The organism is Micromonospora sp. NPDC048909 (genome assembly GCF_040649635.1).
In the GTDB taxonomy this organism is placed as follows: Bacteria; Actinomycetota; Actinomycetes; order Mycobacteriales; family Micromonosporaceae; genus Micromonospora.
On sequence record NZ_JBEZFU010000004.1, the window covers coordinates 276,366 to 297,278 of the forward strand.

A 20,913-nucleotide genomic window follows, 5' to 3' on the forward strand; every position below is an offset into this window, starting at 1 on the left:
GCAGCCGGCCGCGTCGATCATGCAGTCTTGGTGGGCGATCGATGGCCGTTTGCCGCATTCGTGAGGCACCACAACTGCATGATCGACGGAGTGGGGTGGGGCTTGTGACCGGCGTGGTCAACCCGGCCAGCGGGGAGGTGGTCGCGGAGGTCGCGGGCACCTCTCTCGCCGAGACGGATGCGGCGATCGGGCGGGCGGCCGTCGCCTTCGAGCGGTGGCGGGGCGTGGCACCGGGGGAGCGGGCGCGGATGCTGCGCCGCTTCGCGGCCGTGGTGGACGCACACCAGGAGGAGCTGGCGCAGCTGGAGGTGCGCAACTCCGGGCACACCGTCGGCAACGCCCGCTGGGAGGCCGGCAACGTCCGGGACGTCCTCGACTACTACGCCGGGGCGCCGGAGCGGCTCACCGGCCAGCAGATCCCGGTGCCCGGCGGGCTGGACGTCACCTTCCACGAGCCGCTGGGCGTGGTCGGGGTGATCGTGCCCTGGAACTTCCCGATGCCGATCGCCGCCTGGGGCTTCGCCCCCGCGCTCGCCGCCGGCAACACCGTGGTGCTGAAGCCGGCCGAGCTGACCCCGCTCACCGCGCTGCGCCTGGCCGAACTGGGCCGCGAGGCCGGCCTGCCCGACGACGTGTTCACCGTGTTACCCGGTGCGGGCCGGGTGGTCGGCCAGCGTTTCGTCACCCACCCGGCGGTCCGCAAGATCTGCTTCACCGGGTCCACCGAGGTCGGCACCCGGATCATGGCGGGCGCCGCCGAACAGGTGAAACGGGTGACGCTGGAGCTGGGCGGCAAGAGCGCCAACCTGGTCTTCGCCGACGCCGACGTGGCGAAGGCGGCGGCCACCGCGCCGTACGCGGTCTTCGACAACGCCGGCCAGGACTGCTGCGCCCGGTCCCGGATCCTGGTCCAGCGCTCGGCGTACGACCGGTTCCTGGAGCTGCTCGAACCGGCGGTGCAAGCGTTGCGGGTGGAGGACCCGGCCCGGGAGACCGCCGAGATGGGCCCGCTCATCTCAGCGGGCCAGCGGGACCGGGTGGCCGGCTACGTCGACGGGGCGAAGGTCGCCTTCACCGGCACCCGCCCCGACGGCCCCGGCTTCTGGTACGCCCCGACGGTGTTGCTCGCCGACTCCCCGGCGGACCGGCACTGGCGGGAAGAGATCTTCGGCCCGGTGGTCTCGGTGCTCCCGTTCGACGACGAGGCCGACGCGATCCGGCTCGCCAACGACACCGAGTACGGCCTCTCCGGTTCGATCTGGACGCGCGACGTCGGGCGGGCCATCCGGGTGGCCCGGGCCGTCGAGTCCGGCAACCTCAGCGTCAACTCGCACTCCTCAGTGCGCTACTCGACCCCGTTCGGTGGCATGAAGCGCTCGGGGCTCGGCCGCGAACTGGGCCCCGACGCGCTGCACGCCTTCACCGACGTCAAGAACGTGTTCATCGCGACGGAGGAGTGAACAGTGCAGGGTCGGTTGCAGGACCGGGTGGCCGTGGTCACCGGCGCGGGCAGCGGGATCGGGTTGGCCACCGTGCGGCGGTTCGCCGCCGAGGGGGCCCGGGTGGTCTGCGTGGACATCGACGCGGAGGCGGGCAAGCGGGCCGCGGACGAGGTGGGCGGCGAGTTCGTCGCCACCGACGTCGCGGACGAGACGGCCGTCCGGGACCTCTTCGACGGGGTGGCCGAACGGCACGGCCGGGTGGACGTAGCGTTCAACAACGCCGGCATCTCCCCGCCGGAGGACGACTCGATCCTGGAGACCGGCCTGGACGCCTGGGAACGGGTGCTGCGGGTCAACACCACGAGCGTCTACCTCTGCTGCAAGTACGTGATCCCGCACATGCGCCGGCAGGGCAAGGGCTCGATCATCAACACCGCCTCCTTCGTGGCGCTGATGGGGGCGGCCACCTCGCAGATCGCGTACACCGCGAGCAAGGGTGGCGTGCTGGCGATGACCCGGGAGCTGGGCGTGCAGTTCGCCCGGGAGGGGATCCGGGTGAACGCGCTCTGCCCCGGCCCGGTCGCCACCCCACTGCTGCTGGAACTCTTCGCCGCCGACCCGGAGCGGGCCGCCCGCCGGCTGGTGCACGTACCGATGGGCCGGTTCGGGAACCCGGCGGAGATCGCCGCCGCGGTGGCGTTCCTGGCCAGCGACGACGCGTCCTTCATGACCGCCGCCCAGTTCGTGGTGGACGGCGGCATCACCGGCGCCTACGTCACGCCCCTCTGAGCGTGAGGAGTGAGCCGGTGACCCGGCCGCTGATCGGGGTCAGCGCCTACGTCGAGCCGGCCGGCTGGGCGGTCTGGCGTGACGTGCCCGCGGTGCTGGTGCCCGAGGCGTACGTGCGGGCGGTGACCGCGGCCGGCGGCCGGGCCGTGGTGCTGCCCCCGGACGACCGCGACGCGGACGTGCTGCGGGTGCTGGACGGGCTGATCCTGGCCGGCGGCGCCGACGTGGACCCGGCCCGGTACGGCCAGCTCCCGGCCCCGCGCACCGAGAGCCGGCCGGATCGGGACGCCGGCGAGTTGACCCTGCTCACCGCCGCGCTCGACGTCGGGCTGCCGGTGCTCGGCATCTGCCGGGGCATGCAGTTGCTCGCCGTCGCCTACGGCGGCGTCCTGCACCAGCACCTGCCGGAGGTGATCGGGCATGACGGGCACCGTCCGGCGCCCGGTGTCTACGGCACGCACCCGGTCCGGTTCGCCCCGGGCAGCCTGGCCAGGGCCGTGATGGCCGGGGTGGACCGGGTCAACTCGTACCACCATCAGGGGGTGGCCGATCCGGGGCGGCTCACCGTCACCGGCTGGGCCGACGACGGAGTCGTCGAGGCGGTGGAAGACCCGGACCGGCCGTTCGTGCTGGGTGTGCAGTGGCACCCGGAGAACGAGGCGGATCCGCGGCCGGTCGCCGCGTTGGTCCGGGCGGGCCGGGACCGGGCCCTCGGGTACCTGCGGGGCTGACCGCCGGTCCCGCCCGGTGTAGCCGATGTCACATTTCCGCCAGGACGGCAGTGGCCCTCGCCGTCCCACCGGTCCGCCACGTTCCTCAATGGGCTTGCCGGAGCGGGACGCCAGCGGGTCGGGCCTCCACCGGCCGGCGGCCGCCTCGCCGTCGCAGGCCGAAGGCTGCGGGAGGCAAACAGCGCTTCGGGTGCGCCATGCGTTACGTTGCTGCTCCGCCGGGGTACATGGCGGAGCACGGCGGATGGAGATCATCGGCTGACGGGTGGGGATGGCCGGAGCGGGAGGCTGCATGAGTTCGCCGCTGGGGGGCGCGGACCGGGGGCAACGCCCGGACGGCGGGGAGCTGCCCCCGCCGCTGGCCGCGGCCTTTGCGGCCGGCGGCGAGATGGGGCGCCGCCTCGGTGCCCTCGACTGGTCCCGCACCTCGCTGGGCGCGCCGCACCGCTGGCCGCCCGCCCTCTCCGGCGCCGTCGGGATGATGCTCGCCTCCAGCGCCCAGATCGTCATGTTCTGGGGCGAGGAGCAGCTCGCCTTCTACAACGACGCCTACCGCCCGACGATCGGCAGCAAGCATCCGGAGGTGCTGGGCCAGCCGGCCCGGACGTACTGGGCGGAGACCTGGGACGTGCTCGCCCCGCTGCTGGACGGCGTACGGCGTAGCGGTCGCTCGTACCGGGGCGAGGACCACCACTTCCTGATCGACCGGCACGGCTTCCTCGAGGAGACCTACTTCGACGTCTGCTACGACCCGATCCGCGGCGGCGACGGGTCGGTCGCCGCCGTGTTCTGCATCGTGAACGAGACCACCGGGCGGGTGATCGGCGAGCGCCGGCTGCGGGCGCTGGCCGAACTCGGCACCGAACTGGCCGACGTCGGCTCCGGCGCCGAGCTGGGCCGGACGATCGCCGAGGTGCTCGACCGGCACCGGGGCGACGTGCCCTTCGCCCAGATCTGGCTCCGTGCTGACGCCGACCGGTTCACCCTGGCCGGGTGCAGCGGCGTGGAACCCGCGGCGGTCACCGCCCCGGCCGACCTGCTCGCCTCGGTCGCCGGCGACGGACCTGCCCTGGTAGGGGTGGCCGAGGTGCTCGATTCGGTGCCGGCCGGGGCGGGCGACAAGGCGCTGGTGCTGCCGATCACCGCGACCAACGAGACTGTCGGTGCGCTCGTGGTGGGCGTGGGCCGCCGGTTGCCGCTCACCGACGAGTACCGCACCTTCCTGGACCTGGTCGCCGGCCAGGTCAGCCGCGCGGTGGGCAAGCAGCGGGCGTACGAGCAGGAACGCGCGCGGGCCGCCGAACTGGCCGCCCTGGACCGCGCCAAGACCAACTTCTTCGCCAATGTCAGCCACGAGTTCCGCACCCCGCTCACCCTGGTGCTCGGCCCGCTGGAGGACCTGCTCGCCGATCCCACTCTGCCGGCCGGTCACATCGACCGGCTCACCGTGATGCACCGCAACGCGCTGCGCCTGCTCAAGCTGGTCAACACGGTGCTCGACTTCTCCCGGCTGGAGTCCGGCCGGCTGGCCGCCAGCTACGAGCCCACCGACCTGGCCGACTACACCTCCCGCCTGGCCAGCACCTTCCGCTCGGCGATCGAACGGGCCGGGCTACGGCTGCAGGTCGACTGCCCTCCGCTGCCCGCGCCGGTCTTCGTGGACCGCGACATGTGGGAGAAGGTCGTCCTCAACCTGGTGTCGAACGCGGTCAAGTTCACCTTCCACGGCGAGATCCGGGTCCGGGTCCGGGCGGTCGACGGTGCGGCCCGGGTGGAGGTCGAAGACACCGGCGTGGGCATCGCACCGGCGCAGCTGCCGCACGTCTTCGAGCGGTTCCACCGGGTGCCCGGCGCACGGTCCCGTACCCACGAGGGGACCGGGATCGGCCTGGCGCTGGTCCGCGAGCTGACCGAGATGCACGGCGGCGAGGTCGCGGTGACCAGCCGCGTCGACGAGGGCAGCACCTTCACCGTGACCGTGCCGTTCGGCACCGCGCACCTGCCGTCGGAGCGGGTGGCCGCGACCGGGCTGACCCCCGCCGAGCCGAAGCAGGCCCGGCTGCACGTCACGGAGAGCGCGCTCTGGAGCGGCCACGAGGAGTCGCCGCGCCCCGCGGGCGCCACCCCCGCGGGGCGGATCCTGGTCGCCGACGACAACGCCGACCTGCGGGAACACGTCGCCCGGCTGCTCTCGCCGAGCTGGGACGTGGTCACCGCGAGCGACGGCGCGCAGGCGCTACGGCTCGCCGCCGAGGGCGACTTCGACCTGGTGCTCACCGACGTGATGATGCCCCGGCTGGACGGGTTCGGGCTGGTCACCGCGTTGCGGGCGGATCCGCGTACCCGGTACGTGCCGATCGTGCTGCTCTCCGCCCGGGCCGGGTCGGCCGAAGCGGTGGCCGGGCTGTCGGTCGGTGCGGACGACTACCTGACCAAGCCCTTCTCCGGGCAGGAGTTGATCGCCCGGGTGCGGGCCAACGTCGAGCTTGGTCAGTTGCGCGGACAGCTGATCCGGGGACTCCGGTCGCTGGCCGACGCGGCGGTGGCGGTGAACACCGCCCGCTCCACCACGGACGTCCTCCAGGTCGCCGCCCGGCACGCGCTCCGTCTCGCCGAGGCCGCCCGGGTGGTGGTCTCCGCCAACGGTGCCCGCGCCGAGGCCGACGCCGGCGGCAGCACCGCCCCGGATCCCTCGTTCGCGCTGGCGCTCACCGGCACCGGCGGCGACGCCCTGGGCGAGCTGCGGGTGTGGCGGCCGGCCGGGGACGGCACGGAGACCGACGAGGCGGCGCTGACCCAGCTGGCCCGGCTGGTCGGGGCGCGGCTGGAGAACGCCCAGCTCTACGAGGCCGAGCACCGCATCGCCAGCACGTTGCAGCACAGCCTGCTGCCCCGGTCGCTGCCGCAGTTGCCGGGCGCGGTGGTGGCCAGCCGGTACCTGCCGGGCAGCGCCGACGTCGAGGTCGGCGGCGACTGGTACGACGTGGTCGCGCTCAACGACCAGGAGATGGTGCTGGTCATCGGTGACGTGGTCGGCAAGGGAGTGCAGGCCGCCGCGGCGATGGGCCAGCTGCGCAACGCGCTGCGGGCGTACCTGCTGGAGGGGTTCGACCCGGGCGAGTCGCTGACCCGGCTGAACCGGCTGGTCGGCTCGACCGAGCGCCGACCCCTCGCCACCGTGGTCTGCCTGCTGTTCCAGCCCCGCACCGGGCGGCTGCGGTACGCCAGTGCCGGCCATCCGTCCCCCTTGGTCATCCGGGCGGGTGAGGCGGTGTTCCTGCACGACCGCGCGCTGGGTCCGCCGGTCGGCGCCCTGCCGGACACGTCGTACCGGACGGTGGCGGGCGAGCTGGCCCCCGGCAGTCGGCTGCTGCTCTACACCGATGGGCTGATCGAGGACCGGCAGGTCGGCATCGACGCGGCGTTGGCGCAGCTGCGGGCGGACGCGGCGAGCCCGAGTGAGCACGTGGTGGACCTGGTCGACGGCGTGGTGGCCCGGGTCGCGGAACGGCCCCGACGCGACGACGTGGCGGTGCTCGCGCTGGAGGCCGCCGAGCTCAACCGGTTCGCGCTGCGGCTGCCGGCCGACCCGACCCGACTCAGCGTGTTGCGCAAGCGGCTGGAGGACTTCCTGGTCGCGCACGGCGTCGGCGAGACGGACCTCTTCGACCTGACCGTGGCGATCTCGGAGGCCGCCGCCAACGCCATCGAGCACCCGGTCACCCCCGCCGAGGCGACGATCAGCGTCGAGGTGGCGATCGAGGACGGAACGGTGGTGGCCACGGTGCGCGACAGCGGACAGTGGCGGGAGTCGACCGGGTCCGGATTCCGGGGGCGCGGGCTCTCGCTGATCCGCGCGTTGGGGGAACTCTCGGTCAGCCGTACCTCGAGTGGCACCGAGGTGACGCTGCGCCGGAGGTTGCAGAGCTGAGCCGCCGTCCGGCGGGCGCCGCGGCTCAGACGGGACGGAGCCAGGGCTGCTCGCCGAGGCCTGCGATCTCCAGCACCCGGCGGACCTGCCGGGACGGCAGCACGGTGAGCGTGCCCGGGAACTGCCGGGCCAGCTGGACCACGGCGTGGATCGCGGCCGAGTCGAAGAAGGTCACCGCCCGCAGGTCGAGCGTGACCCGCGCCGCGGGTTCGCGGAACGCGGCCTGGCGCATGGCGTCGGCGGTCGACATGTCGACCTCTCCCGCCACCACCACCTGGAGGTGATCGCCGTCGATCTCCGCGGTGGCGGAGAAGACAGGCGGCGCTGCCCCTTGATCCACGCAGACACAGTGGCACAGCGGGCCAGGTGGGGCAACAACCCTTCGGAGCGGGCCGTGGCGGGGCTCACCCCCAGCACGACGATAGGCTTGGGCCATGACCGTCCGTTCGCCGCTGACCCCAGGCACGCTCTCCCCGTGGCGACCGGTGCCGGCCCACATTCCTCGCCCCGAGTACGTGGGCAAGAAGGGCCCGCAGGAGTGGCGGGGGTCGCACGTCCAGACCCCGGAGACCATCGAGAAGATGCGGATCGCCAGCCGGCTGGCCGCCCAGGCGACCCAGCTCGCCGGGGAGCACTGCAAGCCGGGCGTCACCACCGACGAGATCGACCGGGTGGTGCACGAGTTCCTCTGCGACCACGGCGCCTATCCGTCGACGCTGGGCTACCGGGGCTTCCCGAAGTCCTGCTGCACCAGCCTCAACGAGGTCATCTGCCACGGCATCCCGGACTCCACCGTGCTCGCCGACGGCGACATCATCAACGTCGACGTCACCGCGTACATCAACGGTGTGCACGGCGACACCGACGCCACGTTCTGCGTCGGCGAGGTCAGTGACGAGGCCCGGCTGCTGGTCGAGCGGACCCACGAGGCGATGATGCGGGGCATCCGGGCGGTCGTCCCGGGCCGGCAGATCAACGTGATCGGCCGGGTCATCGAGTCGTACGCCAAGCGCTTCGGCTACGGCGTGGTCCGGGACTTCACCGGCCACGGGATCGGCGAGTCCTTCCACAGCGGGCTCTACGTGCCGCACTACGACAGCCCCCGGCCGACCGACGTGATGGAGCCGGGCATGACCTTCACCATCGAGCCGATGATCACGCTGGGCACCTACCAGTACGACATGTGGGACGACGGCTGGACCGTCGTCACGAAGGACCGGAAGTGGACCGCGCAGTTCGAGCACACCATCCTGGTGACCGAGGACGGCCACGAGATCCTGACCCTGCCGTGACCGACACGCCGGCCGCGCTGCGCGAGGCCCACCACGCCGACGTGTCCGGCGGATGGCTGCGACCGGCCGTGTTCGGGGCGATGGACGGCCTGGTCACCAACATCGCGCTGATCGCCGGTGTCGGCGGTGGCGGCGTGTCACCGCGCAGCATCGTGCTCACCGGCACGGCCGGCCTGGTCGCCGGGGCCATCTCGATGGGGCTGGGCGAGTACACCAGCGTCCGATCGGCCAACGAGCAGGTCGCCGCCGAGGTGGCCAAGGAGCGCCGCGAGCTGGAGCGGCACCCCGAGGCGGAGGCCCGCGAGCTGGCCGAGGCCTGGGTGGCCCGGGGGCTGCCCCGGGACCTCGCCGTGCAGGTGGCCGAGGCGGTCCGGCGCAACCCGGAGGAGGCGCTGCGGGTGCACGTCCGGGAGGAGTTGGGCGTCGACCCGGACGACCAGCCGAGCCCGTGGGCCGCCGCGATCTCGTCGTTCATCTTCTTCTCGGTCGGCGCGCTGGTGCCGCTGCTGAGCTACCTGATCGGCTTCACCAGCCTCGGGCTGGCGCTCGGGGTGGGCGGGCTCGGTCTCTTCGCCGCCGGCGCGGTGGTGGCCCGGTTCACCAACCGGCGCTGGTGGACCAGCGGGCTGCGCCAGCTGCTGCTGGGGGCGGCCGCCGCCGCGGCGACCTACCTGGTCGGCGCGTTGATCGGCGTCCAGGGTGGCCTCGGCTGAGCTGGCCGGTCAACCGGTGAGCAGGTCGTCGACGCTGCCGTCGACCGGCTGGCCACGGGCGGCCAGCTCGGCCGACTGACCGGCCAGCACCGCCCCCACCTCGGTCATGTCGGCGCCGGCCAGCCCGGTGCGGCGGACCGCGTCGCCCGGATCCCGGAAGTAGGTGCGGCTGAGCAGGCCGTTCACCGTGGCCGCGGCCAGCCGGGCCTCACCGAGCATGAGCAGCGCCTGGTCCGTCTCGTACCACTCGGCGAGCCGGGCAGCCCGGGCGTGCGCCGCGTACCCCCGGTACCAGGCCTGCCGGGCCGCGGCGCTGAACTCGGCCGGGCGGGCCCGGGCCAGCCGGCCGAGGTGTTCGTCGCGCAGGGTCCGCAGCCAGCCGGTCGGGTCGTGCAGCGGGCAGGTGGTGACGTACCGGTCGGCAGTCAGCGGCCAGAGCGGGGAGATCACCCGGGCCTGCCGGAGGTAGTCGTCGGCGCCCGCCACGGTCAGGTCGACCAGCACACCGTCGACCCGCCGGGTGGCCGGGGCCGGGCCCGCGTTCGGCCGGTAGGTCACCACCAGCAGCCCGATCTCGCGGTCGCCGCCGCCGTCGTCGTCGCCGTGGGCCAGCGGCCCGTGCACCGCGAGGGCGAGCACATCGGCCGGGAACCGCCGCTGGGCCGCCTCCGCCACCCGCTCGGCCACCGTCCACCGGGGATCGGCCAGGTGCCTGTCGAACCCGGCGTCCTCGCTGCTCGCGCTCACGCCGACCACCCCTGCCTCGCGACTGCGCGGACACCTTCACGGCGTCCGCTGCCCGCTCTCAGGACACCGCCGGCCGGCCCCGGTCGTGTGCACCGGTCGCCCCGCTGCGCACCACCCTAGCCACGGCCGTCCGCCCCGGCCGGCGCGCCGCGCCCGACCGGGGCCAGCCGGAAGATGCGGATCTCCCGGCCGCCCGCCCGGCTCACGTACGTCCGGTACGCCGGCCACTCGGTCACCAGCAACTGCCAGAGCCGGTCCCGCTCGGCGCCCGTGGCCACGTCGGCCCGGACCCGGATCTGGCGGCCGCGCACAGTCACCTCCGCCTCCGGTCGGGCGAGCAGGTTCATCGACCAGCCGGGCTGGTGCGGCTGGCCCCAGTTCGAACCGATCACCACGTAGGCGTCGCCGTCCCGTACGTAGAGCAGGGGATTGCTGCGCGGTCTGCCGGAGCGACGGCCGGTGGTGGTGAGGATGAGGGACGGGATCAGCCCGAGGGCGACCACCCGACCCCGGGTGAGCCGCCCGACCACCCGGTCGGCCGGGACGAGCAGACGGGCGGCGGCGCCGAACCAGCGGTGGTGGCCGAGGCGGCGGGTGAGGGCTCCGAGCGCGGGCACGGGGACAGTGTGCCGGCTCGGCGTTCCCGGCGGCACCCCCGAGTGTCGGACGTGGTCTAGTCCAGCCGCCGCTCGACGGGCAGCCGGGACCGGGTGAACAGGGCCGCGCCGAGCATCGCCACCAGCGGCACCAGCACCAGGACGCCGAGCGCCGACCAGGGCATCACCAGCGGATACGGATCGCTGATCGGCCAGGTTCCGGCGTACTGCCGGTTCATCGAGAACAGGATGATCCCGGCGGTGCCGAGGCCGGCCACGATGCCGAGCAGCGAGCCGAGTCCGGCGATCACACCGGCCTGGCAGAGCGAGAGCAGCCGCCGTACCGTCGGACTGGCGCCGACCGCGGCCAGGGTGGAGAGGTCGGCGCGGCCCTCGGCGGCGGCGAGCCCGGTGGCGATCCCGGCGGCGCCGACGGTGATCAGCCCGGCCGCCGCCGCGAGCAGGAGCAGCAGCGGCTCGTTCGCGCCCGGCTGGTGGCCCTTCTCCACCTCGACGACGTACGAGCCGTACGGGCGCAGGGCGGCGGTGAACCGGTCGAGCTGCCGCTGGTCGGGCCGGGCCGGCGCGGCGACCACCCAGCCGCTGGTGGACCAGGTCAGGCCGAGCCGTGCGGCCGCGGCCCGGGAGAGCAGCAGCCGTTCGGGGCCGACGGTGTCGCGCAGCGCGTACCCGGCCAGCACGCTGAGCGTGCGCGCCGGCGGGCCCGCCTCGTCGCCCCGTTCGACCGCGACCGCCACCCGGCCGTCGCGCAGGTAGCTCGGGTCGGTCACCACCGCGCCTCCGGCGCGCAGCACGGCGGCGGCCGCCGCCGCCTCGGCCGGAGCCGCGCCGGTGAGGATCGGGATCGCCGCGCCGTCGTCCACCAGCACCGGCAGGTACGGCCCGAAGTAGTTCTGGGACCGGACATCGCAGCGCGGGTCGGCGCGGGCCTGCCGCTGGTCGGCGGCAGTGAGCCCGTCGCTCGGCTGCCAGGGGCAGATCCGTTCGGGCGGCAGCACCGGGGTGACCGTGCACAGGTCGGTCGGGCCTCGCCCCGGGTCGCAGCGGACCTCGTCGAGCGGGGCCACCGCGTCGGCGCCCAGCTGGGCCCGGGCCGCCTCGGCGACCTGGGCGTGCCGGACCGGTGGCTGCTCCGGCCCGGTGCCGGTGACCAGCAGGTGCCCGATCGGCATGGTCGGCTGGTAGGTGGCGGCGTCGCGGGCCGTGTCGCTGGCCAGGAAGGTGCCGAGGGCGACGCTGCCGGCCACCGCGGCCATCACCGCGGAGATGGCGGGCGCGGCCGACGCCCGGTTGCGGCTGGCGTCGCGCAGCGCGATCCGGGGTGCCAGGGGCAGTGTCCGGCCGAGCCGGGCCAGCAGCCCGATCAGCGTGGGAATGCAGAAGACCAGTCCCAGCTCGCCGAGGATCAGCCCGGTGAGGATGACCGGTGGCGTGCTCCGGGCGGCGCCGAACGCGGCGAGCGCCGCGCCGCCGGCCGTGAGGGCCAGCCCGAGCACCAACCACCGCCCCCGGTGCCGGGGCGCGGTCCGCCGCCCGGCCAGCCCGGCGACCACGTCCTGGCGGGCGGCCGTCCAGGCCGGGGCCAGCGCGGCGAGCACCCCGGCCAGCACCGCGACCCCGGCGATCACCGCGAGCGCGGCCGGCCAGCACCGGTAGCCGCCGAAGCGGGCGCCGAAGACGTACTCCTCGACCAGCGGGCGGGCGGCGAAGGCGGCACCGACCCCGAGCGCCACGCCGGCGGCGGCACCGAGGCAACCCAGCACCACCCCGTCGGCCAGCACCACCCGGCGCAGCTGGGCGGCGTCGCCGCCGGCCACGGCGACCAGGGCCAGGTCCCGGCGCCGCCGTCGTACGCCGACCGCGAAGGCCGGCCCGACCAGCAGCACCACCTCCAGCAGGCCGAGCCCGCCGACCAGTACGCCGGTGCTCACGTCGGCGGGGTCGGCCAGTCCGCGCCGCTCCGGCCAGTATCCGGGGCCGGCGGTCGCCGGAGCCCGCGCGGTCACCACGATGCCCCGCTCGTTGAGCCGGTGGACCAGGTCGGCGTCCAGCACCCCGGGCACGTCGACCAGCCAGGTGGTCTCGGCTTCGGGATCGGTGCGTTGCCCGGCGGTGGGGTGCAGGGCGAGCAGCGGACCCAGGTCGTCCGGGAACTCGACCGTCCCGACCACCCGGTACGACCGGGAGCCGTCGGCGTTGGTGACCTGATCGCCGACCCGGGCGTCGAGACGGCGCAGGGCGGCCGGGCTCGCCGCGATCTCGCCCGGGGCGGCCGGCACCCGACCGTCGCGCAGGCGCACCGTGCTGCGGGCGAGCGGGTCGGTGAGGTCGAGGGTGCGTCCCTGCACCGACTGGTCGCGGTCGCCGATCCGGAACGTGACCGGCGTCCAGAGGCGTACCTGGGTCGCCCGGCTGCCCGGCCCGAGCAGCGCGGTCACCTGCTCGGCGGTGGCTGCGCGGCCGGGCGTCGCGTACTCGGCGTCGCGGGGGTGCCAGGCCTCGCCCCACTCGTCCTGGACGACCGGCCGGTCGCCCACCCAGCGCAGCGCCGCGTCGGCGACCCCGAGCTGCCGGTCGACCCGCTCCTGAGGGGTCAGCTGTCCCATGTCGTAGCTGGCCGCGAGGAACGCCAGCACCAGCACCGGCAAGGTGATCATGGAGAACACCAGCGCGGTCCGGCCCCGAGCCCGGCGTGCCTCCCGCCGGGCGATGCGCAGGGCCGCCCGCCAGGAGCCGACCAGCTCGGCCACCCGCCGCCGGCCGTCCGGTCCGCCGCCTCCCGGTGCGCCCGGCCGCCGGTCGCCCGGCCCTGGTCGGGCACCGGCCCGCAGCCGGGTCCGTACGCTGGCGCGGACGCTCACCGCCCGCTACCGCTGAGCAGTTGCTCGACGCTGCCGAGCGGCGCCGTCGTGTCGACCAGCACCCCGTCCCGCAGGAAGATCACCCGGTCCGCCCAACCGGCGTGCCGCGCCTCGTGGGTGACGAGCAGCCCGGCCGCGCCGGCGTCGACCCGGCGGCGCAACAGGTGCAGCACCGCCTCCCCGGTCTGCGAGTCCAGGGCCCCGGTCGGCTCGTCGGCCAGCACGAGCCGCCGCTCGCCGACCAGGGCGCGGGCGATCGCCACCCGCTGCTGCTGGCCGCCGGAGAGCTGGTCCGGGAAGCGGTCGCCCAACTCGGGCAGGCCCACCTCGGCGAGCGCGGCGAGGGCCAGCTTGCGGGCCCGGCGTACCCCGGTGCCGTCGAGCTCCAGCGGCAGCGCGACGTTCTCCACCGCGCTCAGGCTGCCCAGCAGATTGAGGTCCTGGAAGATGTAGCCGACCCGGCGTCGGCGCAGCTGGGCCAGGCCGCGGCGGTCCAGCTGCGACAGCGGCTGCCCCTCGACGCGCACCTCGCCGCCGGTGGGGCTGTCCAGGCCGCCGGCGAGCGTCAGCAGGGTGGACTTGCCGGAGCCGGACGGGCCCATCACGGCCACCAGTTCGCCGGCCCGGACGGTCAGGCTCACCCCGCGCAGGGCGTGCACGGCGGCCGCGTCGGCCCCATGGGTGCGGTGGACGTCACGCAGTTCGAGCACGGCGACGTCCGGTCCGCTCACCGCCGCGCCTCCTCGTCGACCGGGTGCACCGCCTGAGCCGGCGGTGCGGTCGCCTGCCGGCCGGGGTCGGGCGGGCGGTACCGCACCAGACTGGTCTCGCAGTGGTCCAACCAGCGGACCTCGGCCTCGGCCTGGAACACCATCGCGTCGAGCACCAGCCGCCAGGGCAGGTCCTCCGGCCGGTCGCTGGCGTACTTCAACCGGGTCAACTCCTGCAGGGCCCGCATGGTCGCGCTGCGCTGCGTCTGCACGACCGACCGCACGTCGACGCCGGGGGTGGTGAGCGCCAGCGCCAACTTGATCGCCAGCTCGTCGCGCGGCCGGTCGGTACGGCTGACCGGGGTGGCGAACCAGAGCGCCAGGTCGGCCCGCCCGGCGTCGGTGATCTCGTACGGGCGCTGGCCGGCCTCGCTCTCCGGCAGCGGGCGCACCAGCCCGTCCCGCTCCAGGCGGGAGAGCGTGGTGTAGACCTGCCCGATGTTCAGCGGCCAGGTCGAGCCGGTCGACTCCTCGAACGCGGCCCGCAGCTGGTAGCCGTACATCTTGCCGCGTTCGAGCAGGGCGAGCAGCCCGTGACGGATGGACATGGCCCGGAGTATGCATACCTGGTATGCGACCCGCAAGCTGGGCGGGGGTCGTCGGCGACGTCCACCCGGCGGAGACCGGTCAGGTGGGTCGGCCGGGGAACGGAACGGTCAGCGGGGTGAGCCCGGCGGCGCGCCGCCACCTGGTGGCCCGCACCGCGTAGTCGAGCAGTGCGTCCAGCGCCTGGTCCCGGTCGGCGCCGGTGGTGGCGGCCAGCGCCGCCCGCCAGTGCGCCGCCGTGCGCTCCTCGACCTCGACCGCCAGCCGCAGCGCACTCGCCCGGTCGGTGACCGGGAACGGCAGGGCGTACCCGGCCTGGTCCGGTGGCACCGTCCCGCCCGTGGTGCTGAGCTGCACCACCAGCGCGTCGCGGCGACGCCGGTGCGCGGACTCGGACTGCCGGGCGACGGTGCGGACGGCGCCGGAAAGCCGGATCCCGATCGGGCCGTAGGCGTAGATCGCCGCGTACTCGGCGGTCAGCGCCGCGCCGAGCGCCTCGGCCGTGCTGAGCGCTGTCACTTCAGTGCCTCCAGGTGGGTGGCCCGGGCGGCCGCGACCGAGCCGAGCAGGGCGGCCCGCTCCGCGGGTGCCGCGGCGCAGGCCGTGACGGCGGCGTCCCGGCCGGCCCGTTCCCGCTGCACCAGGGCGGCGAGCGCGGCGTCCGGGTCGGCCGACGGCGGGCCGCTCGGTGCCGCGGTGGTCGAGGGGAGCGTCACCCCGATGACCCGGGCCAGCTCGGCGGCGTGCGCCTGGTGCGCCTCGGCGATCGGGGTGAGCCGGTCGGCCAGGTCCGGGTGGGCCCCGGCGGCCTCCCGGTAGCTCGCGGCGAGCGTCAGCGCCTCGTCGAGCAGTGGTCGCAGGGGATCGGCCGCCGGGGCCGGCCCGCCGTCCCGGTCGAGAAGATCACAGCCGGTCAGCGGCACCGCCGCGCCACCGAGGGCCAGCACGGCCCCGGCGCGCAGCAGTCGTCGCCGGGAATGCCCGGATGTCCCGTTGCGCTGTGCAGTCATGCCCGTTGCCACCGGACAAGTCAACACCATGTCCGGTCGTGCCCGGGTCATCGGCGTCGGTGCGCCGCCCGGCCGGGTGGCCGCCAGGCGCGTTACGCTCTGCGCAGCCACCGGCGCGTCCGCACCGGTGGCGTGCCGGCATTGGGCGGGACGACCAGGCAATCGGGTCGCCGTCGATCAGGAGAAGGGTGCGGAGATGACGCAGCGTGGCCGTGCCACCAGGTCGACCGGGCGGCCCCGCGGTGGCGAGCGCCCCGGTGGCGGTGACCGGCCCCGCGGGGGTGACCTCGCCGCCCGGCGCAACCGGTTGCGCGAGGTGATCGAGCCCGTCGTCACGGCCGTCGGCTACGACCTCGAGGACCTCACCGTTTCCCGGGCCGGTCGACGGCACGTGGTGCGGGTGATCGTGGACGCCGACGGCGGGATCAACCTGGACGCCGTCGCGGACGTGTCCCGGGCGGTCTCCGCGGCGCTGGACGCCGCGGAGGAGTCCAGCGGCGACATCGTCGCCGGGGAATACCAGCTCGAGGTCAGCTCGCCGGGCGTGGACCGGCCGCTCACCCTGCCCCGGCACTGGCGACGCAACGTCGGCCGGCTGGTCAAGGTGACCACCCGGGGCGCGGGCGCGCTGCCCGGCCAGCGTGGCGAGCAGCCCGCCGGCGAACGGCAGCTGACCGGCCGCGTGGTCGAGGCCGACGACGAGGGCGTGGCGCTGGAGACCGATGCCGGCCGCGCGGAACTGACCTACGCCGAGCTCGGCCCCGGTCGGGTGCAGGTCGAGTTCAGCCGCCTCGACGAGATCGAGGAATCGGACGAGCTCGACGACACCGGCGAGACCGGGAATTCAGACGACATCGACGACGAAGATGATGTGGAGGACGAGGAGAGGTGAACATCGACCTCGCGGCGCTGCGCGCACTGGAGCGCGAGCGGGAGATCCCGTTCGACACGATCCTCGCGGCGATCGAGACCGCGTTGCTGACCGCCTACCGGCACACCGAGGGCGCCGAGCCGCACGCGCGGGTGGAGATCGACCGCAAGTCCGGCGCGGCCCTGGTGTACGCGCAGGAGGTGGACGACGAGGGCGCCGTGGTGCGGGAGTGGGACGACACCCCGCACGACTTCGGCCGGATCGCGGCGATGACCGCCAAGCAGGTGATCCTCCAGCGGCTGCGGGAGGCCACCGACGAGGTGCACTTCGGCGAGTACGTGGGGCGCGACGGCGACCTGGTGACCGGCGTGGTGCAGGCGCACGAGGCGCGGGCGGAGAAGGGCATCGTCAGCGTCGACCTGGGCAAGCTGGAGGGCGTCCTGCCGCAGTCCGAGCAGGTGCCCGGCGAGCGGTACGTGCACGGTGAGCGGATCCGGTGCGTGGTGGTGCACGTGGCGAAGGGCCTGCGCGGGCCGCAGATCACCCTGTCCCGGTCCCACCCGGCGCTGGTGAAGAAGCTCTTCGCGCTCGAGGTGCCGGAGATCGCCGACGGCACCGTCGAGATCGGCGCCATCGCGCGTGAGGCAGGTCACCGTACGAAGATCGCGGTCCGCTCCGCGGCCCCCGGGGTCAACGCCAAGGGCGCCTGCATCGGCCCGATGGGCCAGCGGGTCCGCGCGGTGATGAGCGAGCTGCACGGCGAGAAGATCGACATCATCGACTGGTCGGACGACCCGGCCACCTTCGTCGGCAACGCGTTGTCGCCGGCCAAGGCCCTGCGGGTCGAGGTGGTCGACCTTGCCACCCGGACCGCCCGGGTGACCGTGCCGGACTTCCAGCTCTCGCTGGCCATCGGGCGGGAGGGGCAGAACGCCCGACTTGCGGCCCGGTTGACCGGTTGGCGGATCGACATCCGCTCGGACGCGGAGCAGGCGAACCCGGCCGCCCGGAGCGGAGCTGATCACGTCCCGGAGCCGGGCGGCGCGATCTCCGGCAGCTAGGGGTAGACTTTCTCAGTGACACGACGCGCGCAGCCGGAGCGCACCTGTGTGGGTTGCCGGCAGCGAGCGCCGGCGAGCGAACTTCTGCGGGTCGTCGCGGTCGGTGACGAGGCTGGCTACAGCCTCCGCCCCGATCCGATTCGCAGACTGCCGGGTCGGGGCGCGAACATGCACCCGGATCCGGCCTGCTTCGCGCTGGCAGTGCGGCGACGCGCTTTCGGGCGTGCGCTGCGCGTCGCCGGGGTCCCCGACCACGGCGAGCTTGCGGAGCACATCGATGCGTCAACCACGACGCCCGGTCAGCCCGACCGGGCGCGGGTCGCTAGCAAGGTAGGACGACCGACATGAGCACACGATGAAGTCCCTGAAATGACCAGGCTTCAAGTGCACGAGTGAGGTCGCTGCGGGTGCTGCCCGCACGACCTCGGAGTGAGGAGTGCAGTGGCAGGCAAGGCCCGCGTTCACGAGCTTGCAAAAGAGCTCGGGGTCGAGAGTAAGACCGTTCTCGCCAAGCTGAAGGAAATGGGCGAGTTCGTGAAGTCCGCGTCCAGCACCGTCGAGGCGCCCGTCGCCCGGCGGCTGCGTGGCGCATTCGTCGCGTCCGCCGGTACCTCGGCGCCGACCGCCCCGCCGGCGGCCGCCCCGAGCCCGGCACCGACCCCGACGCCGTCTCCGACCCCGGGCGCGCCCCGGGTCTCGGCCAAGCCGATGCCGCCGCGGCGGCCGGCCGCGCCGGCACCCGGTCCGAAGCCCAAGGGGCCGACGCCCGGTCCGGCGCAGCCCGCGGCCCCGGTCGCGAAGCCGGCGAGTGCGCACGACATCGAGGTGGCGGCCGCCGAGGCGCGTGCCGCCGCGCTGAAGGCTGAGCAGGAGGCCGCGGTCAAGGCCGCCCAGGCCGCCCGCCAGCAGCAGCGGGAGAACGTCCGCCGGGAGCCTCCGGCCGAGGGCGGTCCCCGTCCTGGCCCGCGTCCGGGTCCGAACGCGGCGCCGCCGCGTCCGGGTGCCCCGGCCGCCGGTCGTCCGGGCGCCCCGACGCCGGGCCCCGGTGCCCGTCCGGGCGGTCGTCCGCCGGCGCGCGGCGCCGGTAACAACCCGTTCGGCATCCAGGGTGGCCAGCAGCAGCGGCCCCCGGCGGCCGGCGCGGGTGGTCCGCGGCCCAGCCCGTCGGGCATGCCGCCGCGGCCGAGCCCGGCCTCCATGCCGCCTCGGCCCAGCCCGGCCTCCATGCCGAGCCAGCGTCCGTCCACGGGCCGTCCCGGCCCCGGTGGCGCGGGTCGTCCCGGTGGCGGCGCCGGTCGTCCGGGTGGCGGCGGTGGCGGTGGCTTCCGCGGCGGTCCCGGTGGTGGTGGCGGTGGCGGTGGTGGCTTCCGCGGCGGTCCCGGTGGCGGCGGCGGTGGCGGTGGCTACCGTGGCGGTCCCGGTGGCGGCGGCGGTGGCGCTCCCGGTGGCGGTTTCCGGCCGGGTGCTCCGGCCGGTGGCGGCGGCCGTCCGGGTGCCGGTGGCCGTGGCCGTGGCGGCGGCGCCGCGGGTGCCTTCGGGCGTCCGGGTGGCCGGCCGACGCGTGGCCGCAAGTCCAAGAAGCAGCGCAGACAGGAGTTCGACAACCTGTCGGCTCCGACCATGAGCTCGGGTGCTCCCCGGGGTCAGGGTCAGGTCGTCCGGCTCTCCCGTGGCGCCTCGCTGTCGGACTTCGCCGACAAGATCAACGCCAACCCGGGTTCGCTGGTCCAGGAGATGTTCAACCTGGGCGAGATGGTCACCGCGACCCAGTCCTGCTCTGACGACACCCTGCTGCTGCTGGGTGAGCACCTCGGCTTCGACATCCAGATCGTCAGCCCGGAGGACGAGGACCGCGAGCTGCTCGCGCAGTTCAACATCGACCTCGACGCCGAGGTCGCGGAGGACCGCCTGGTCAGCCGTGCGCCGGTGGTGACCGTCATGGGTCACGTCGACCACGGTAAGACCAAGCTGCTCGACGCGATCCGTAAGGCGAACGTGGTGGCCGGCGAGGCGGGTGGCATCACCCAGCACATCGGCGCCTACCAGGTCCACGTCCCGCACGAGGGCGAGGACCGGGCGGTGACCTTCATCGACACCCCGGGTCACGAGGCGTTCACCGCCATGCGTGCCCGCGGTGCCCAGGTGACGGACATCGTGGTGCTGGTGGTCGCGGCCGACGACGGCGTGATGCCGCAGACCATCGAGGCGTTGAACCACGCCAAGGCGGCCGACGTGCCGATCGTGGTGGCGGTCAACAAGGTCGACAAGCCGGAGGCCAACCCGGACAAGGTCCGCCAGCAGCTGACCGAGTACGGGCTGGTCGCCGAGGAGTACGGCGGCGACACCATGTTCGTCAACGTGGCCGCGAAGCCGGGTATCGGCATCGACGAGCTGCTCGAGGCCGTCCTGCTGACCGCCGACGCGTCGCTGGAGCTGACCGCTCCGATCGACGGGCCGGCGCAGGGTGTGGCGATCGAGGCGCACCTCGACAAGGGTCGCGGTGCGGTGGCGACGGTGCTGGTGCAGAAGGGCACCCTGCGGGCGGGCGACTCGATCGTCGCCGGTGGGGCGCACGGCCGGGTCCGGGCGATGCTCGACGAGAACGGCAACCAGGTCGCCGAGGCGGGTCCGGCTCGTCCGGTGCTGGTCCTCGGTCTGACCGCGGTGCCGGGCGCCGGTGACACCTTCCTCGCCGCGGCGGACGACCGCACGGTGCGGCAGATCGCCGAGCAGCGGCAGGCACGGCGGCGGGCGGCGTCCTTCGCCAACTCGCGCGGCCGGGCCACCCTCGAGACGCTCATGGAGCAGCTCAAGGAGGGCGAGAAGACCTCGCTCAACCTGGTGCTCAAGGGCGACGGCTCCGGTTCGGTGGAGGCCCTCGAGGACGCGCTGTTCAACCTCGACATCCCCGAGGAGGTCCAGCTCAGGATCATCCACCGGGGCGTCGGCGCGATCACCGAGAGCGACGTCATGCTCGCGAGCGCCTCGTCCGAGGCGGTCACGATCATCGGCTTCAACGTGCGGGCTGCCAACAAGGTCCGCGAGATCGCCGACCGCGAGGGCGTGGAGATCCGGTACTACACGGTCATCTACCAGGCCATCGAGGAGATCGACGCGGCGCTCAAGGGGCTGCTCAAGCCGGAGTACGAGGAGGTCGAGCTGGGCTCCGCGGAGATCCGCGACGTGTTCCGCTCGTCCAAGATCGGCAACATCTCCGGTTGTATCGTCCGCTCCGGTGTCATTCGCCGCAACGCGAAGGCACGGCTGCTGCGCGACGGTGCGGTCGTGGCGGACAACCTCACGGTCAGCTCCTTGAAGCGGTTCAAGGACGACGCGACGGAGGTCCGGGAGGGCTTCGAGTGTGGTCTGACCCTGGGCGGGTTCAACAACGTCCAGGTCGGCGACATCATCGAGACCTTCGAGATGCGGGAGAAGCCGCGCGCCTGATCCTGCGGTGACAACGCTGATCAAGGGGTTTACGCCGGAAGGCGTAAACCCCTTGATCATGCGGGGTGGCATCCGGGTATCGTCC

Annotated in this window: 18 protein-coding genes; 10 read left to right on the forward strand and 8 right to left on the reverse strand. The window is 74.3% G+C overall.

The genetic code is table 11. From position 1 onward, the window contains the following. Positions 1–104: 104 nt before the first annotated feature. The 4 genes from AB0C04_RS13515 (at position 105) to AB0C04_RS13530 (ending at position 6,893) form a co-directional block, all read left to right on the forward strand. A complete protein-coding gene (locus tag AB0C04_RS13515; protein ID WP_357053699.1) occupies positions 105–1,460 on the forward strand; it encodes an aldehyde dehydrogenase family protein in 1,356 nt (451 codons plus the stop codon). Positions 1,461–1,463: 3 nt separating this feature from the next. After that, positions 1,464–2,231: a 3-oxoacyl-ACP reductase gene (locus tag AB0C04_RS13520; protein ID WP_350869751.1), complete on the forward strand. Its 768-nt coding sequence runs from the start codon at positions 1,464–1,466 to the stop codon at positions 2,229–2,231. Positions 2,232–2,248: 17 nt separating this feature from the next. Beyond that, positions 2,249–2,962 carry a gamma-glutamyl-gamma-aminobutyrate hydrolase family protein gene (locus tag AB0C04_RS13525; protein WP_357052945.1) on the forward strand — a complete coding sequence of 238 codons (714 nt, stop codon included), beginning with the start codon at positions 2,249–2,251 and terminating at the stop codon, positions 2,960–2,962. Positions 2,963–3,254: 292 nt separating this feature from the next. After that, the gene (locus tag AB0C04_RS13530; RefSeq protein ID WP_357052949.1) at positions 3,255–6,893 is read left to right on the forward strand and encodes a SpoIIE family protein phosphatase; all 3,639 of its coding nucleotides are present in this window, start codon (positions 3,255–3,257) and stop codon (positions 6,891–6,893) included. 25 nt (positions 6,894–6,918) lie between these two features. Here AB0C04_RS13530 and AB0C04_RS13535 read toward each other — a convergent pair whose 3' ends face one another. Then, complete coding sequence (locus AB0C04_RS13535) at positions 6,919–7,233, reverse strand: STAS domain-containing protein (RefSeq protein ID WP_357052951.1); 315 nt, start codon at positions 7,231–7,233, stop codon at positions 6,919–6,921. A gap of 94 nt (positions 7,234–7,327) precedes the next feature. Here AB0C04_RS13535 and map point away from each other — a divergent pair, with 94 nt between their 5' ends. Further along, entirely contained in the window at positions 7,328–8,185 is an 858-nt protein-coding gene (gene map, locus AB0C04_RS13540) for a type I methionyl aminopeptidase (protein WP_357052955.1), read from the forward strand. Beyond that, positions 8,182–8,898, forward strand: a complete 717-nt coding sequence (locus AB0C04_RS13545; RefSeq protein WP_357052958.1) for a VIT1/CCC1 transporter family protein — start codon at positions 8,182–8,184, stop codon at positions 8,896–8,898. Before map ends, AB0C04_RS13545 begins: the two co-directional genes overlap by 4 nt. A gap of 9 nt (positions 8,899–8,907) precedes the next feature. Here AB0C04_RS13545 and AB0C04_RS13550 read toward each other — a convergent pair whose 3' ends face one another. From AB0C04_RS13550 to AB0C04_RS13580, 7 genes are all read right to left on the reverse strand, one after another. Continuing rightward, positions 8,908–9,645 (reverse strand): nucleotidyltransferase domain-containing protein, encoded by a 738-nt coding sequence (locus AB0C04_RS13550; protein ID WP_357052961.1) that lies wholly within the window; start codon positions 9,643–9,645, stop codon positions 8,908–8,910. 116 nt (positions 9,646–9,761) lie between these two features. Then, positions 9,762–10,262 carry a nitroreductase/quinone reductase family protein gene (locus AB0C04_RS13555; protein WP_357052965.1) on the reverse strand — a complete coding sequence of 167 codons (501 nt, stop codon included), beginning with the start codon at positions 10,260–10,262 and terminating at the stop codon, positions 9,762–9,764. Positions 10,263–10,318: 56 nt separating this feature from the next. After that, positions 10,319–13,123, reverse strand: coding sequence for an FtsX-like permease family protein (locus tag AB0C04_RS13560; protein ID WP_357052968.1), 2,805 nt, complete (start codon positions 13,121–13,123; stop codon positions 10,319–10,321). Continuing rightward, positions 13,120–13,854 (reverse strand): ABC transporter ATP-binding protein, encoded by a 735-nt coding sequence (locus tag AB0C04_RS13565; protein ID WP_357052972.1) that lies wholly within the window; start codon positions 13,852–13,854, stop codon positions 13,120–13,122. The genes AB0C04_RS13560 and AB0C04_RS13565 overlap by 4 nt, the downstream gene beginning before the upstream one ends. Continuing rightward, on the reverse strand, positions 13,851–14,441 hold the full coding sequence (locus AB0C04_RS13570; RefSeq protein WP_350869770.1) for a PadR family transcriptional regulator: 591 nt from the start codon (positions 14,439–14,441) through the stop codon (positions 13,851–13,853). The genes AB0C04_RS13565 and AB0C04_RS13570 overlap by 4 nt, the downstream gene beginning before the upstream one ends. Before the next feature lie 79 nt (positions 14,442–14,520). Then, a complete protein-coding gene (locus tag AB0C04_RS13575) occupies positions 14,521–14,958 on the reverse strand; it encodes a ferritin-like domain-containing protein (protein ID WP_357052976.1) in 438 nt (145 codons plus the stop codon). Beyond that, the gene (locus AB0C04_RS13580; protein ID WP_357053702.1) at positions 14,955–15,404 is read right to left on the reverse strand and encodes a hypothetical protein; all 450 of its coding nucleotides are present in this window, start codon (positions 15,402–15,404) and stop codon (positions 14,955–14,957) included. The genes AB0C04_RS13575 and AB0C04_RS13580 overlap by 4 nt, the downstream gene beginning before the upstream one ends. Positions 15,405–15,645: 241 nt before the next feature. Between AB0C04_RS13580 and rimP the strand changes: the two genes are divergently transcribed. The 4 genes from rimP (at position 15,646) to infB (ending at position 20,828) form a co-directional block, all read left to right on the forward strand. Further along, positions 15,646–16,341 (forward strand): ribosome maturation factor RimP, encoded by a 696-nt coding sequence (rimP, locus tag AB0C04_RS13585; RefSeq protein ID WP_357052979.1) that lies wholly within the window; start codon positions 15,646–15,648, stop codon positions 16,339–16,341. Next, positions 16,338–17,381: a transcription termination factor NusA gene (gene nusA / locus AB0C04_RS13590; protein WP_357052982.1), complete on the forward strand. Its 1,044-nt coding sequence runs from the start codon at positions 16,338–16,340 to the stop codon at positions 17,379–17,381. The genes rimP and nusA overlap by 4 nt, the downstream gene beginning before the upstream one ends. A gap of 15 nt (positions 17,382–17,396) precedes the next feature. Next, positions 17,397–17,729: a YlxR family protein gene (locus AB0C04_RS13595; RefSeq protein ID WP_350869778.1), complete on the forward strand. Its 333-nt coding sequence runs from the start codon at positions 17,397–17,399 to the stop codon at positions 17,727–17,729. A 93-nt stretch (positions 17,730–17,822) separates the two neighbouring features. Continuing rightward, positions 17,823–20,828 carry a translation initiation factor IF-2 gene (infB, locus tag AB0C04_RS13600; RefSeq protein ID WP_357052986.1) on the forward strand — a complete coding sequence of 1,002 codons (3,006 nt, stop codon included), beginning with the start codon at positions 17,823–17,825 and terminating at the stop codon, positions 20,826–20,828. The last annotated feature ends 85 nt before the right edge of the window (positions 20,829–20,913 follow it).

Excerpts from the sequence above, each read along its gene's own strand:
- rimP (WP_357052979.1), top strand. The coding sequence starts at position 15,646 with ATGACGCAGCGTGGCCGTGCCACCAGGTCGACCGGGCGGCCCCGCGGT.
- AB0C04_RS13530 (WP_357052949.1), top strand. The coding sequence starts at position 3,255 with ATGAGTTCGCCGCTGGGGGGCGCGGACCGGGGGCAACGCCCGGACGGC.
- AB0C04_RS13570 (WP_350869770.1), bottom strand. The coding sequence starts at position 14,441 with ATGTCCATCCGTCACGGGCTGCTCGCCCTGCTCGAACGCGGCAAGATG.
- map (WP_357052955.1), top strand. The coding sequence starts at position 7,328 with ATGACCGTCCGTTCGCCGCTGACCCCAGGCACGCTCTCCCCGTGGCGA.